This window comes from Butyrivibrio proteoclasticus (assembly GCF_900115735.1).
Classification (GTDB): domain Bacteria; phylum Bacillota; class Clostridia; order Lachnospirales; family Lachnospiraceae; genus Butyrivibrio; species Butyrivibrio proteoclasticus_B.
Map to the genome: position 1 here is coordinate 75,644 of NZ_FOXO01000010.1, position 13,703 is coordinate 89,346.

Annotated in this window: 16 protein-coding genes; 2 read left to right on the forward strand and 14 right to left on the reverse strand. The window is 34.7% G+C overall.

Features of this window, described 5'->3' with window-relative positions; all coding sequences use genetic code 11:
- Positions 1-2 precede the first annotated feature (2 nt).
- Positions 3-143 (forward strand): hypothetical protein, encoded by a 141-nt coding sequence (locus BM146_RS19450; RefSeq protein ID WP_177201622.1) that lies wholly within the window; start codon positions 3-5, stop codon positions 141-143.
- A 24-nt stretch (positions 144-167) separates the two neighbouring features.
- A complete protein-coding gene (locus BM146_RS08020; protein WP_074886990.1) occupies positions 168-1,046 on the forward strand; it encodes an SPL family radical SAM protein in 879 nt (292 codons plus the stop codon).
- Positions 1,047-1,125: 79 nt separating this feature from the next.
- Here BM146_RS08020 and deoD read toward each other — a convergent pair whose 3' ends face one another.
- The 14 genes from deoD to rpmH form a co-directional block, all read right to left on the reverse strand.
- On the reverse strand, positions 1,126-1,833 hold the full coding sequence (gene deoD / locus BM146_RS08025; protein WP_022772195.1) for a purine-nucleoside phosphorylase: 708 nt from the start codon (positions 1,831-1,833) through the stop codon (positions 1,126-1,128).
- A gap of 14 nt (positions 1,834-1,847) precedes the next feature.
- Positions 1,848-2,735, reverse strand: coding sequence for a DUF3881 family protein (locus BM146_RS08030; protein ID WP_074886992.1), 888 nt, complete (start codon positions 2,733-2,735; stop codon positions 1,848-1,850).
- Between the two features lie 36 nt (positions 2,736-2,771).
- Positions 2,772-4,064 carry a serine--tRNA ligase gene (gene serS, locus BM146_RS08035; protein ID WP_074886997.1) on the reverse strand — a complete coding sequence of 431 codons (1,293 nt, stop codon included), beginning with the start codon at positions 4,062-4,064 and terminating at the stop codon, positions 2,772-2,774.
- 64 nt (positions 4,065-4,128) lie between these two features.
- Positions 4,129-4,650, reverse strand: coding sequence for a DUF4446 family protein (locus BM146_RS08040; protein WP_074887000.1), 522 nt, complete (start codon positions 4,648-4,650; stop codon positions 4,129-4,131).
- A gap of 16 nt (positions 4,651-4,666) precedes the next feature.
- A complete protein-coding gene (locus tag BM146_RS08045) occupies positions 4,667-5,563 on the reverse strand; it encodes a ParB/RepB/Spo0J family partition protein (protein WP_074887002.1) in 897 nt (298 codons plus the stop codon).
- 13 nt (positions 5,564-5,576) lie between these two features.
- Positions 5,577-6,353: a ParA family protein gene (locus BM146_RS08050; protein WP_074887005.1), complete on the reverse strand. Its 777-nt coding sequence runs from the start codon at positions 6,351-6,353 to the stop codon at positions 5,577-5,579.
- 291 nt (positions 6,354-6,644) lie between these two features.
- Positions 6,645-7,382, reverse strand: coding sequence for a 16S rRNA (guanine(527)-N(7))-methyltransferase RsmG (rsmG, locus tag BM146_RS08055; protein WP_074887007.1), 738 nt, complete (start codon positions 7,380-7,382; stop codon positions 6,645-6,647).
- Positions 7,372-9,288: a tRNA uridine-5-carboxymethylaminomethyl(34) synthesis enzyme MnmG gene (gene mnmG, locus BM146_RS08060; RefSeq protein ID WP_074887009.1), complete on the reverse strand. Its 1,917-nt coding sequence runs from the start codon at positions 9,286-9,288 to the stop codon at positions 7,372-7,374. The genes rsmG and mnmG overlap by 11 nt, the downstream gene beginning before the upstream one ends.
- 3 nt (positions 9,289-9,291) lie before the next feature.
- On the reverse strand, positions 9,292-10,713 hold the full coding sequence (gene mnmE / locus BM146_RS08065; RefSeq protein WP_074887013.1) for a tRNA uridine-5-carboxymethylaminomethyl(34) synthesis GTPase MnmE: 1,422 nt from the start codon (positions 10,711-10,713) through the stop codon (positions 9,292-9,294).
- Positions 10,714-10,781: 68 nt separating this feature from the next.
- Positions 10,782-11,513 carry an RNA-binding cell elongation regulator Jag/EloR gene (gene jag / locus BM146_RS08070; RefSeq protein WP_074887016.1) on the reverse strand — a complete coding sequence of 244 codons (732 nt, stop codon included), beginning with the start codon at positions 11,511-11,513 and terminating at the stop codon, positions 10,782-10,784.
- Between the two features lie 27 nt (positions 11,514-11,540).
- Positions 11,541-12,854 carry a YidC/Oxa1 family membrane protein insertase gene (locus BM146_RS08075; RefSeq protein WP_074887019.1) on the reverse strand — a complete coding sequence of 438 codons (1,314 nt, stop codon included), beginning with the start codon at positions 12,852-12,854 and terminating at the stop codon, positions 11,541-11,543.
- 19 nt (positions 12,855-12,873) lie between these two features.
- Positions 12,874-13,083: a membrane protein insertion efficiency factor YidD gene (yidD, locus tag BM146_RS08080; RefSeq protein ID WP_022772180.1), complete on the reverse strand. Its 210-nt coding sequence runs from the start codon at positions 13,081-13,083 to the stop codon at positions 12,874-12,876.
- The gene (rnpA, locus tag BM146_RS08085; protein WP_074887146.1) at positions 13,080-13,430 is read right to left on the reverse strand and encodes a ribonuclease P protein component; all 351 of its coding nucleotides are present in this window, start codon (positions 13,428-13,430) and stop codon (positions 13,080-13,082) included. The genes yidD and rnpA overlap by 4 nt, the downstream gene beginning before the upstream one ends.
- 57 nt (positions 13,431-13,487) lie before the next feature.
- The gene (gene rpmH, locus BM146_RS08090; protein ID WP_013282343.1) at positions 13,488-13,622 is read right to left on the reverse strand and encodes a 50S ribosomal protein L34; all 135 of its coding nucleotides are present in this window, start codon (positions 13,620-13,622) and stop codon (positions 13,488-13,490) included.
- Between the last annotated feature and the right edge of the window lie 81 nt (positions 13,623-13,703).

A 13,703-nucleotide genomic window follows, 5' to 3' on the forward strand; every position in this document is an offset into this window, starting at 1 on the left:
ATATGTCAGGAATACTTGAAGATCCTATAGATGAGAAAGACAAAATAGCGGATTTTTGGGTAAGAACGGCCGGAACACCTAAACAAAGAGCTTCTAAAGATAAGGAAAATCCTAAAAAGATGCTCAAGCAATATGCAAAATAGTTAGTCAGAATGGATGGTGAAAAGATGCATTTTACTGACGCAAAGAGTATTCTGTCCGGAAAAAATGGATACTGTGGAATGAACATTTACCGTGGATGCACCCACGGTTGTATTTATTGTGACAGCCGGAGCACATGCTATCAATTCACACATCCCTTTGAAGATGTTGAGGTAAAGCAGAATGCTCCTGAACTCTTAGAAAAAGCTCTGAAATCCAAACGAAAAACGTGCATGATTGGGACTGGTGCAATGTCCGATCCATACATGCATTGCGAAAAAGAACTACAACTGACGAGACGTTGTTTGGAAATAATACTTCAATATGGCTTTGGAGCTGCTATTCAAACTAAATCAGACTTAATTCTTCGCGATATCGATTTACTTACAGAGATTAGTAGAACTGCCAAATGTGTAGTACAAATTACACTTACAACCTATGACGATGATCTTTGCAAAATCCTTGAACCTAATGTCTGTAATACCAAGCGCCGAATTGAAGTTTTATCAATTTTGCAGGAAAAAGGTATTCCGACTATAGTTTGGCTTACTCCTATTTTGCCGTTTATCAATGATACAAAAGAAAATATTTCAGCCATACTTAATGAATGTGTTAGAACAGGCGTTAAAGGTGTTATCGATTTTGGTATGGGCCTTACTCTTCGTGAAGGCGACAGAGAATATTATTATGCAGCATTAGATAAGTTTTTCCCAGGGATGAAAGAGCGGTATATCAAACAGTACGGAAATTCATATGAATTACCTAGTCCTAATTCAAAAGAATTAAAGAAACTATTTCAAAACATCTGCATGGATAACGGGCTTCTATCAACACCTGATGATTGTTTTAAATTTTTACAGGAGCTTCCTGAAAAATATAAGCAAATGAGTCTTTTTGATTTCTAGGTATAGTTTAATTATAATTGTTCTCTCTATTTGATTACATTGCATCAAAAAAGGAAGTCATGCGACTTCCTTTTTATAATTAAAGCTGAATTGCTGTCTTAAGTGCAATTTCCATCATGTCTGTGAAGCTTGTCTGACGCTCCTGCGCTGAAAGCTCTTCACTCTTGAAGAGGTGATCCGAAATTGTAAGAATTGTAAGTGCATTCTTGTGAGCTTCTGCTGCATTCATGTAGAGAGCTGGTGTTTCCATCTCTACAGCAAGGGCTCCCATCTTCTTGTAAAGTTCGCTCTCATTGCATTTCTTGTAGAATGCATCTGATGAAAGAACATCGCCTACATGGTAGGTAACACCTTTTTCTTTTGCTATAGCTACTGCTTTTTCAAGAATCTTGTAGCTTGCTGTTGGAGCAAATGTTCCTGGAAGTCCGAACTGGAATCCATAGTTAGAATCTGTGTGAGCACCCATTGCAAAAATGATGTCTCTTACATTAACATCATCCTGTAATCCACCGGCGCTTCCAACTCTGATGATGTTATCCACATCATAGAAGTTAAAAAGTTCATAAGTGTAGATTCCAATTGATGGAATTCCCATACCATGTCCCATTACTGATATTTCTTTTCCATCATACTTACCTGTAAAACCGAGCATTCCTCTTACTTCATTGAAGCACTTTATATCAGTCATAAATGTCTCAGCTATAAACTTCGCACGAAGTGGATCACCTGGCATTAAGACGGTCTTCGCTATATCACCTTTTTCTGCGCTATTATGTGGTGTTGACATAGTTTAATCTCCTTTCAATTTGCATCTGGAAAATTAATATACCCCTGCATCCAGATATTTCCTTTGAATCTTCTACCAACTGCTGGTTCTCCCAACAAATCTTCATCATTTATACAAACATCAAATTCAAGATCATTACAGTTAACACGCATAATATGAATTTTTTCTTTTGTCATATTATTTTCAACAGCCCTAGTTTCTGTTATTTCACCAAGAACTGAATAATGATCACACTCTACTCCATAAGGCATAAAGTATGAATCAACGAGACTGTATACATCCTGCTTTCTGATTTTTTTAGATAAAGTTGTGTAAAGATCCATATCGTCAAGGGTCAGGGATTCGATTGCTGTCTCATCCCCTCTCCTTGCATTATTTATTAACTTATTTCTATAATTGTTTTTCTTTTTGGCAACCTCTTTTTCCTCTTCTGTCTTGGCTATGGGCATTAGTATCTGTCCCTTAATTGACAGAGCAGAAAGAGATAGCGTTGTTCCTCGTATTGGAAAATGATCTTCATTCTCATACTTCACATATGGAATCATATTTTGAAGATAAAAAATAAGTGTCACTCCAATTCTGGGTTCATTACAAACTCCGGCATATGAATATTGTGCTGCATGTCTCTCAACATTGATATCTTCTTCAGTACTTATCCCTGTTGGGATTAGATAAGGATAGTAATATTCATAAATAAACTTATCCTCTTCATCAAATTCTCCGCAAACAGCAAATCCAATTCCATCAGCAAAATCTCTTGCAAATTCAGCCAATATTACGTTATCACTTGTTGTTACATATGAGCGCTTTCCTGCATTTTGTATAGAATCAGTTATTAATTTTGTCAGTTCTTTTCTATCTTTAATTTTGGAAAAACCTACCGCTCTTAAGAATTTATGCAATCAGATTTCACCTCTTTCTGAGTTTCGATTATACAATTAGTTCTTTTTTGTAGGAACAAGAACTTCTTTTCCACCCATGTATGGACGAAGAACTTCAGGAATTCTTACACTTCCATCAGCCTGAAGGTTGTTCTCAAGAAATGCGATAAGCATTCTTGGTGGAGCAACAACAGTGTTGTTAAGTGTATGTGCGAGGTAGTTTCCATCTTTACCTTTGATTCTGATTTTAAGTCTTCTTGCCTGTGCATCTCCAAGGTTAGAGCAGCTACCAACTTCAAAGTATTTCTTCTGTCTTGGTGACCAAGCTTCTACGTCACATGATTTGCACTTAAGGTCTGCCAAATCTCCTGAACAGCACTCAAGTGTACGAACAGGAATATCCATTGATCTGAAAAGATCTACAGTGTTCTTCCAGAGCTTGTCATACCATGTCTTTGATTCTTCTGGTTTACATATAACAACCATTTCCTGCTTTTCGAACTGGTGAATTCTATAAACTCCACGCTCTTCTATTCCGTGAGCACCTTTTTCTTTTCTGAAACAAGGTGAATAACTTGTAAGTGCCTTCGGTACTTCGTCTTCTGGAATAATCTGATCAATGAACTTACCGATCATTGAATGTTCACTAGTTCCGATAAGATAGAGGTCTTCACCTTCAATCTTATACATCATAGCTTCCATTTCTGGGAAACTCATAACACCTGCAACTACGTTTCCATGGATCATGAAAGGAGGTACACAATATGTAAATCCTCTGTCAATCATGAAATCTCTTGCATATGAAATAACTGCAGAATGAAGTCTTGCAATATCACCCATAAGATAATAGAATCCATTACCTGCAACTCTTCTTGCTGCATCAAGGTCGATGCCGTTGAAGCTCTCCATGATATCTGTATGATAAGGAATCTCAAAATCAGGAACTACAGGCTCGCCAAACTTTTCAATCTCAACGTTCTGTGAGTCATCTTTACCGATTGGAACAGAATCATCTATTATCTGAGGAATGATCATCATTCTGTTAGTAACTTCTTCATCAAGTTTCTTCTGATTTTCCTCAAGTTCTTCAAGTCTCTTTGCTTCTTTTGCTACTTCATCCTTAAGGGCCATTGCTTCGTCTTTTTTGCCCTGAGCCATGAGTCCACCGATTTCTTTAGAAATCTTGTTCTTATGAGCACGGATTTCATCAGCTTCCTGCTGGTTTGATCTTCTCTCTTCATCAAGCTTTATTACTTCATCAACAAGAGGAAGCTTTTCATCCTGGAATTTTTTCTTGATGTTTTCTCTTACTACATCTGGGTTTTCACGTAAAAATTTAATGTCGATCATTTCGATCTCCTCCAAAAAAATATTATTGAAATATATTTATAACAATTTAACTTAAAATAAGTTGTTATCTATTTACACTGTCAAGCGCTTGCTCTAAAGCTTTCTTCTCTTCATTGCTTAACTCAACATCTGCTACTCCTGCATCTATTTCTTTAGAGTAGGCATAATTTATTCCATCAGTTCCATGAACAGAATTCAATAGAAATCCATTATCATTTTCGTCCAAAAGGCATAATGAAAAGCTAAGTTTTCCACCGCTTTGGTTGAATGCATCATACTTTTCTAATCCTATTTTTTGGAATGTTCTAGATAATCTTCTATTGATATCAATTATATCTTTTCTGTTTTTCTCATTCTCACTTCTGATAAGTCTGTTATCATGAAATAATCCAGAGATTTCTTCTTCCATGGATTTAGCTTCTTTACCCTGCATAAACTTGTTATATTTTTTTTCTAATTTCTTCAGTTTATTTGCATTGATAATAAGTAGCACAAACAAAACAATGATTAGAACCATTAGTAATATAAATAATATTGCAGGATCTAAGTTTCCTATTCCTATAGCATTAAATAATACACTATTCATTTATATTATCTCCATCTTATCCCTTACATAATCTATCGATGATTTTTTCAAGATCGTCATTGCTATAGAACTCAATTTCAATCTTTCCTGCGCCATCACCTTTAGAGATAATATCTACTTTTGTGCCAACTGCCTGTTTACACTTTTCTGAAAGGCTTGCATATACTGCATCGATACTTTCATTCTTAGTATTATTCTTTTTATTCTTTGTTGGCTTTCCAAGTGACTTAACCAGTTTTTCGGTTTCTCTTACACTGAGCTTCTCGTCAAAAACTTTTTGAGCAATTGTTATCTGTTCTTCTTCATTCTCGATTGAGATCAATGCTCTTGCATGACCAGTTGAAATCTTTCCTTCGATAACCATCTGTCTTACATGGTCACACAGCTTTAATAATCTTAATGAATTTGTGATTGTTACTCTGCTCTTTGATACCTTTTCAGCAACTACATCCTGAGTATATCCAAAATCATCAATGAGTTTTTTATAAGCAAGTGCTTCTTCAATAGGATTGATATCTTCTCTCTGGATATTATCTATCAATGCTATTTCAGCAATTTCCTGTTCACTTAAATCTTTAATAATTACAGGGATTTCTTTTAAGCCGGCTTTCTTGGCAGCTCTCCATCTTCTTTCACCGCCAACTATTTCATAATGATCTTTCTTATCAGTAACAATAAGTGGATTGATTATTCCAAACTGTTTAATTGAATCAGCAAGTTCTATAAGACTATCTTCATCAAATGTTTTTCTTGGCTGACTTCTATTTGGTTCAATCTTTGTAATATTTACTGTGACTACCTGACCCTCAACATGCTTTTCTTCGGGTACTTCTTTTTTAGAAGTTGATACCTTTGCAGGTATTATTGAATCAAGGCCTTTTCCCAGACCTCTTTTAGTACTCTTCGGTGCCATTCTCCCCTCCAACTTAATCAAACTTTCTTTCTATAACTTCGTCTGCCAAAAGTCTATATGCTTCTGCACCGGCTGACTTTGGTTCATATATATTTATTGGCAAGCCATAACTAGGTGCTTCAGCAAGTCTAATATTTCTAGGAATAATTGTTTTATAAACATTTTCCTGAATATGCTCTTTAACATTTTCTACAACTTGGAGTGAAAGGTTTGTTCTTGAATCAAACATCGTAAATACAACGCCTTCCATCTCAAGTTCAGGATTTAATCTATCCCTGACCAGATTAACTGTATGTACTAACTGGCTTAATCCTTCCAACGCATAGTACTCACATTGTATTGGAACCAAAACAGTATTTGCTGTAGTCATTGCATTAACTGTTAACATACTAAGTGAAGGTGGACAATCTATAATAATAAAATCATAATTATCTTTTACTTTACTTATTGCTTCTCTAAGAATGAATTCTTTCTGATCTGCGTCTATTAACTCAATCTCAACAGCTGCAAGATTAACATTTGATGGAATGATATCTACTCCATCTAGATCTTCAACAACATTTTTCTGTATTGCATCTTCAATAGAGCACTCACCTATCATTAGTTCATAGATGCTATTTTCAAGTTCATTTTTATCAAGACCAAAACCACTTGTTGTATTTCCCTGTGGATCAGTATCAATAACTAATACTTTTTTTCCTCTTTCAGCAAGCGCTGCCGATAGATTTATCGAAGTAGTGGTTTTTCCGACTCCACCCTTCTGGTTTGCTATCGCAATAACTCTTCCCATTTTCCCTCCTATTTTCAAAACACACTATATTAAGTATAACATCAATTCTTCAATGTGGCTTAATACATTTCATCTTTATCACTAATTATTTTTATAAATCTAGATATTGTATTTAAAATTGTACGGTTTCACAATACAATTTTATCTGAATATTAATGTTTCACGATTACGATTACAATATCTTGGGTTTATATGTTTCACGTGAAACAATTTTTTGTGTTAATAATTGTAGTTAATTGTAATGTTTCACGTGAAACATTGACTAACAAAAAAATAAAGCCACAATATCTATTATAGAGGTTGTTTTGAAGGAGTACCTGCTTTGCGAGGATATTTCTTTGAGGTATTTTCTTTCTTATTAACAATACAAATAGTTCTACTTACATCCGTACCCGCTAAAAGAAATTCATTAGAACTTGAAAGCTTACCTCCAAGGAGATGAATTGCTCCTTTTGCATTTTCTAATTCTTCAGATGCCTTTTCACTTTTATAAGCAATAAACACTCCGCCAACTCTAACATAAGGAAGACAGTACTCTGAAAGTGTAGACATATTTGCAACTGCTCTTGAAACTGCAATATCAAAAGTCTCTCTAAGTGAACCGACCTTAGGTTGTGAATAATCTTCTGCTCTTCCATGAAGTGTCATTATTGAACCTGTTTCATTAAGACCTAAAGTATCAATAACTTCATTTAAAAAATTCAGGCGTTTATTCAAAGAATCTAATAATGTAATATGTAAGTTTGGAAAAACAATCTTTAATGGTATACCAGGAAATCCTGCTCCAGTACCGATATCAACTAATGAATAATCCTTGGAACTAAAATCAAAATATTGACATGCAGAAATACTATCAACAAAATGAAGCTTACATACATCATCAAAATCTGTAATAGCTGTAAGATTCATAACTTCATTCCATTTGATGAGCAATTCATAATACATATTAAATTGCTCTAGTTGTCTATCAGATAATTCAATTCCATATGAATTGAAATCTTCTATCATATTTTTATATTTAGTTCTCATCCTTATTGCCCCTATACAATGAATCAAGATAAATAAGTAACACAGATATATCTGCAGGATTAACTCCACCAATTCTAGAAGCCTGTCCAATGTTTGTAGGTCTGAATTTTTCAAGTTTTTGTCTAGCTTCTAATCTAAGGCTACCAACATCATTGTAATCAATATCGACAGGAATTAATTTCTTTTCAAGTTTTTTGAATTGTTCAACTTGTCTTTCCTGTCTATTAATATAACCTTCATATCTGATAGTTATTTCAACCTGTTCTATTACATCTGAAGGAAGCTCTTTTCTATCAGTATCAATCTCAGCAATTGTTTCATATGAAAATTCCGGCCTGCAAATAAGTTCAGCTAATGAAGTTGCTGTCTTTAAAGGTGAACTTCCATTTTTTTCCATGAAAGCCTGCATTTTACTATTAGCACCAACAACAGTATTCTTTAATCTCTTAACCTCATTATCTATTGCTTCAATTTTAGAAAGCAGCTTATCATATCTTTCCAGGTCGATGAGTCCAACCTCATAACCTTTTTTTCGAAGTCTTATATCAGCATTGTCCTGTCTTAAAAGTAATCTGTATTCTGCACGGGAAGTCATCATTCTATAAGGTTCAAGATTCTCTTTTGTTACAAGATCATCAACAAGAACTCCAATATATCCCTCAGATCTATCAATATTTAGATAAGGCTTTCCAAGAATTTGCATTGATGCATTGATTCCAGCATAAAGACCTTGCGCAGCAGCTTCTTCATATCCACTGCTTCCATTAAATTGTCCGGCACTAAATAAACCTTTGATTTCCTTTATTTCCAAATAAGGAGAAAGCTGACCTGGACAAAGACAATCATATTCAATAGCATATGCATTCTTTACAATCTTACAGTTTTCCAAACCAGGAACTGTTCTATACATTGCAAGCTGAACATCTTCCGGTAAAGATGAAGACATTCCATCAATGTACATTTCATTTGTATATGTTCCTTCAGGTTCAACAAAGACCTGATGTCTTTCATGATCAGGAAACTTAACCACTTTATCCTCAATTGATGGACAATATCTTGGTCCAATTCCCTCAATGATGCCTGCATAAATTGGAGATCTATCAATATTATTTCGTATTATTTCATGTGTTTTTTCATTGGTATAAGTTAACCAACATGACACCTGAGGCTTCTGAACATCTGCAGCATCCGTATCAAAAGAAAATGGGACAACCGGATCATCACCAAACTGTTCGGACATTTTTGAATAATCAATAGTACGTCCGTCCATACGAGCTGGTGTTCCTGTCTTGAATCTTCTAAGTAAAATACCTGCATTAATAAGTGACTCAGATAAATAATTAGATGGTAAAAGACCATTTGGTCCGCTATAGGTGATAGACTCACCTGTAAGACATCTACTTTTTAGATAAGTACCTGTGCAAAGAATAACAGCTTTAGCTTCATATATCATTCCGGAAAAAATCTTGACTCCGGTAATTATCTTTTTATAACCATCATCGTTATAATCTTCAAAAAGTATTTCTGAGACTTCTGCCTGCTTGATTGTAAGATTATCCTGTGCTTCAAGTACTTTTCTCATTTCCTTGGAGTATTCCATCTTATCTGCCTGACATCTGAGTGAATGCACAGCAGGTCCCTTAGAAGTATTGAGCATCTTTGACTGAAGAAATGTTTTATCAATATTTTTTCCCATTTCTCCACCAAGAGCATCTATTTCTCTTACTAAATGTCCTTTAGAAGATCCACCAATATGTGGATTACATGGCATAAATGCAATATTATCTGCGCTCATTGTAAAAACAATAGTATTAAGGCCAAGTCTACTACAAGCAAGAGCAGCCTCACATCCCGCATGACCAGCACCAATAACAATTACATCATATTTTTCTCTAATATCTATCATAAATCATTTACCCATACAGAACTTGGAAAAGATTTCCTCAACCAAATCATCTCCAACTTCTTCACCAATTATTTCACCAAGTGCAGCATATGCATTTGTAAGATCAACATTGTAAAAATCTTCAGACAGCTTTTTATCAATACTATCGATTACAAGCATTAAACTATCATAAGCTTCTTTTAATAAAGCCTTATGTCTCAAGTTAGTAATATACAATTCCTGTTTAGGAACAATGTCGCCATTTAAGAAAAGATCAGCAACAGCTTCCTTTAATTCCTGAATACCGTTTCCTTTAAGCATTGAGGTACTAATAACAGGTAATTTATCAGTTTTAATCTCTGAAAATTGCATACGAAGGATATCTTCTGTTATTTTAATATTATCAGAAAGATCGTTTTTATTTAATAGAACAATGGTCTTTTTATCTTTGCAAAGATCAATGATCTGTTTATCCTCATCATCAAGAGCTGAAGTAGAATCTAATATATATAATACAAGATCCGCTTCACTCACTTTACTCTTGGCTTTATCAACACCAATTTTTTCAATAACATCATCAGTATTTCTGATACCGGCAGTATCTATAACATGAAGAACAATGTCTCCAAGCCTTACTGTCTCTTCTATAATATCTCGTGTTGTACCGGCAATATCAGTAACTATCGCTCTCTCATCTCCTGTTAAAGTGTTCAAAAGAGATGACTTACCAGCATTAGGTTTACCAACAATTACTGTTTTTATTCCATCTTTTCTGATCTTACCCTCATCTGCAGTATTGATCAAAAAGCTAATTTCTGAATTAACAGATTCGATGATTCCTCTTAATTTTTCAGGAAAACCTGTAAGATCATAATTCTCAGGATCATCCAAAGCAGATTCAATAAATGCCATCTGATAAAGAATCTTTTCTCTAAGCTCTTTTATCTTAGAATAAACTTTTCCCTGAAGCTGTGACCTGGAACTCTCAAGTGCAAAATTATTCTGAGCTCTGATAACATCCATGATAGCTTCTGCTTTTGTAAGGTCAATACGGCCATTCAAAAAAGCTCTCTTAGTAAACTCACCTGGTTCAGCTAATCTACAACCATTTTTCAATAAAAGTTGTAAGATTTCATTCATCACCAGCATTCCACCATGTGAATTGATTTCTATAACATCTTCTTTTGTATAACTATGGGGAGCCTTCATATAAGAAATCATGACTTCATCTATGATCTTAGAATCATCACAAATATATCCAAATCGAATTGAATTGGGAACGTGTTTAATAAGTGTATGTTCCTTATTAGCTGAAATATAGATTTTATCGCATATTGAAACTGCATCTTTTCCACTAACTCTGATAATACCAATACCGGCATCAGACATAGCAGTTGCAATAGCACAAATAGTATCATTACTAAAATTATTAAGTACAGTAGACATATGAAGTCCTCTCACTTACTTAAATAATACCCCAAGGAACAAATTGTCCAAGGGGTATTTGATTAACATTATTTCTTTAAAGTAACTACTACTCTTCTAAATGGTTCTTCACCTTCACTATGTGTTGTAACATATCTGTCATTCTGAAGAGCTGAATGAATAATTCTTCTTTCATAAGGATTCATAGGTTCAAGAGCAACTGACTGTCTTGACTTCCTAACCTTATAAGAAATATTCTTTGCAAGGTTTTCAAGAGTAGCTTTTCTTCTTTCACGATAGTTTTCTGTATCAACTTTTACATGAATGTAATCAGCTTGTCCTCTGTTAACTACAAGAGAAATAAGATATTGTAAAGAATCCAGTGTCTGACCCCTCTTACCAATGAGAACTCCCATTTCAGGTCCATTTAATTCAACATCAAGGATTTTATCCTGCTGATTAAATTTTGTTTCGATACTAACTTCCATTTTCATGGCTTCGAAAACTTCTTTTAAGAATTCATTGGCCTTTTTGCAAAGATCATCACTATCAACTGATGTATTGTTTGCTTTAACTTCTTCTGTCTTTTTTTCAGAAGCTTTTTTAACTTCTACAAAATCCTCAGCCTTTTTCTCTAAAACTTCGTTCTCTTCTTTTACTCTTGCTTTTATAACTGCAGGCTTGGAGTTAATACCAAGAAATCCTGTTGAACCAGCGGAAATAACTTCATAATCAAGTTTATCACTGGTAACTGTAAATGTTTCGCAAGCTTCTGTAATAGCATCATCAACATTCTTTGCGCTAAACTCTCTGTATTCCATTTTATCCTCCACATAAGGAAATCTTATTTATTTATTATTTTTTTCGTTGAACTCTTTAACCATATTGGCTTTGGCAAGAAGTGAATCCTTACGAATTTCCTTACCATTAAACTTAGCTCTTACATCCTCAAGTTGCTTTTCTTTTTCAGAATCAGACTTTACAGAAGTATTAGCGCTAGAACTAATATTTCTTGTAGACATGTTAGCATATCTGTTCATCTGAGGAGTAGATTTCATCTTCTCCATCTTCTGCTTATATTTCTCAGTATTCTTTGCAATCTCAGCATCGATATCAATCTTATCGATATGTTTGTTGATAACGATCTGCTGAATTGATCTAACTACAGCACCGGCAATCCAATAAAGACCCATACCTGCAGGAAGGTTGAAACAGAAAAATGCTGACATCAAAGGCATCATAATATTCATAGTCTTCATAGACTGTTGCATCTGAGCTGCCGGATCATCAGGATCTATTTTTCCATTATTGTCAGATTGCTGAGGCATAAGTTTAGTGTTGATCCACTGAGTAAGGGCTGCAAGAACAGGAACAATAATTCCTCCAATAAGAAGAATGAAGTTCTTGTTTGCAAAAGCTGTCTGAACCATGTACATAGGTGAATCACCAATGTTAAGTCCAAGGAAAGAGTTAAACTGATTCAACTGTGCATGTGTACTATTAATAGAATCAGCTAAGCTTCCAAAATTAGAAGTAAGTGCATCCCAATCAGCTGTTGATGCTTTATTAAGAACATCAACCAATGTGTTTTCCACATAAGTTGGATCACCTGATGTAAATAACTCGTTGTTAAACTGATTTGAGTAGTTCTTGGCACTTGATAAAGTTTCCTGAATAAAAGCTACAGCTCCTTCAGTATTACGTAACTGCTCAACAAGTGGATAAAACGCATTTTTAACAATAGTAACATATGCTGGAATAGAATAAATAACACGATAAAGAGCAAACAAAATAGGCATCTGGATTATAAGCTGAAGACAGCTACCAGTCTGAGAAACACCATACTTTGCATAAAGCTCTTTTGTTTCCTCCTGCATAGCAAGCATAGAATCGTTGTCTTTTTTTCCTTTATACTTAGCCTGAATAGCTTTCAACTCAGGACTCATCTTAGACTGAAGTTTGGAAAATTTCTGCTGCTTGTATGTAAGTGGTAATAGACAAATATAGATAACTAAAGTGAAAATGATAATAGCAAGACCGATGTTTGGAATACCAATTGCATTTAAAATATTGAAAATACCATTCATGATGTGTCCCAATACCCAAGCTACAGGCCCAACTATCTTACCCTGATAAGGGGTTAAAAAAAATGCTCCCGTCAAAATTGACCTCCTCTAAAGCCTACGGAACCGGATCATATCCACCGCTTGAGAAAGGATTACATCTAAGTATCCTCCATGCAGCCAAAAGTCCCCCTTTAAGGGCTCCGTATTTTTCTATTGCTTCTAGTCCATATTCTGAACATGTAGGAATATATGGACATTTTGTTCTTTTCAATGGAGACAGATACTTCCTATAAAATTTTATTAAATAGATAAGTATTTCTTTCATAAATTTCCGCCATTTTTTATTATGCGGGCCTTCCCAGCCAGGTTTAATACTGATCTCTCAATATCAAAAAAACTTGCATCTTTTGCACAGGCCCTGGCCACGACTACTATATCCAAACCACTATTGAATACATCTTCATGTAGTCGGTACGTTTCTCGAACAAGTCTTGCAAACCTGTGCCTCACAACACTGTTCCCAACTTTTTTACTACATGAAATCCCGAGTTTATTTTTGGAACCTTCATTTTTCCACACATAAATAACAACATATTTGTCAGCGTAACTCTTACCGTTCCTATAAACATTCAGGAAATCATTCGTTTTTTTCATAGATTCTGAAAAAAGCATCATTACTATCCTTTTTATTAAGAAGAAAAAAGGCCACATTAATTGCGGCCTTTAATATCATGCAGATAATCTCTTTCTTCCCTTTGCTCTTCTAGCAGCGAGTACTTTTCTGCCGCCCTTTGTAGCCATTCTTGCTCTGAAGCCGTGAACTCTGGCTCTCTGAAGCTTATGAGGCTGGAATGTCATCTTCATATTGGAAACACCTCCTTCTTATACAAACTAACCCATAAAGGTCCGTTAAATGAAAATGTTCATAATTAACATTCTCAAAAT

Bases quoted from the DNA above. Each gene is read 5' to 3' on its own strand.
- BM146_RS19450 (WP_177201622.1), top strand. From the start codon at position 3: ATGTCAGGAATACTTGAAGATCCTATAGATGAGAAAGACAAAATAGCG.
- BM146_RS08020 (WP_074886990.1), top strand. From the start codon at position 168: ATGCATTTTACTGACGCAAAGAGTATTCTGTCCGGAAAAAATGGATAC.
- deoD (WP_022772195.1), bottom strand. From the start codon at position 1,833: ATGTCAACACCACATAATAGCGCAGAAAAAGGTGATATAGCGAAGACC.
- serS (WP_074886997.1), bottom strand. From the start codon at position 4,064: ATGATCGACATTAAATTTTTACGTGAAAACCCAGATGTAGTAAGAGAA.
- BM146_RS08040 (WP_074887000.1), bottom strand. From the start codon at position 4,650: ATGAATAGTGTATTATTTAATGCTATAGGAATAGGAAACTTAGATCCT.
- BM146_RS08045 (WP_074887002.1), bottom strand. From the start codon at position 5,563: ATGGCACCGAAGAGTACTAAAAGAGGTCTGGGAAAAGGCCTTGATTCA.
- BM146_RS08050 (WP_074887005.1), bottom strand. From the start codon at position 6,353: ATGGGAAGAGTTATTGCGATAGCAAACCAGAAGGGTGGAGTCGGAAAA.
- rsmG (WP_074887007.1), bottom strand. From the start codon at position 7,382: ATGAGAACTAAATATAAAAATATGATAGAAGATTTCAATTCATATGGA.
- mnmG (WP_074887009.1), bottom strand. From the start codon at position 9,288: ATGATAGATATTAGAGAAAAATATGATGTAATTGTTATTGGTGCTGGT.
- mnmE (WP_074887013.1), bottom strand. From the start codon at position 10,713: ATGTCTACTGTACTTAATAATTTTAGTAATGATACTATTTGTGCTATT.
- jag (WP_074887016.1), bottom strand. From the start codon at position 11,513: ATGGAATACAGAGAGTTTAGCGCAAAGAATGTTGATGATGCTATTACA.
- yidD (WP_022772180.1), bottom strand. From the start codon at position 13,083: ATGAAAGAAATACTTATCTATTTAATAAAATTTTATAGGAAGTATCTG.
- rnpA (WP_074887146.1), bottom strand. From the start codon at position 13,430: ATGCTTTTTTCAGAATCTATGAAAAAAACGAATGATTTCCTGAATGTT.
- rpmH (WP_013282343.1), bottom strand. From the start codon at position 13,622: ATGAAGATGACATTCCAGCCTCATAAGCTTCAGAGAGCCAGAGTTCAC.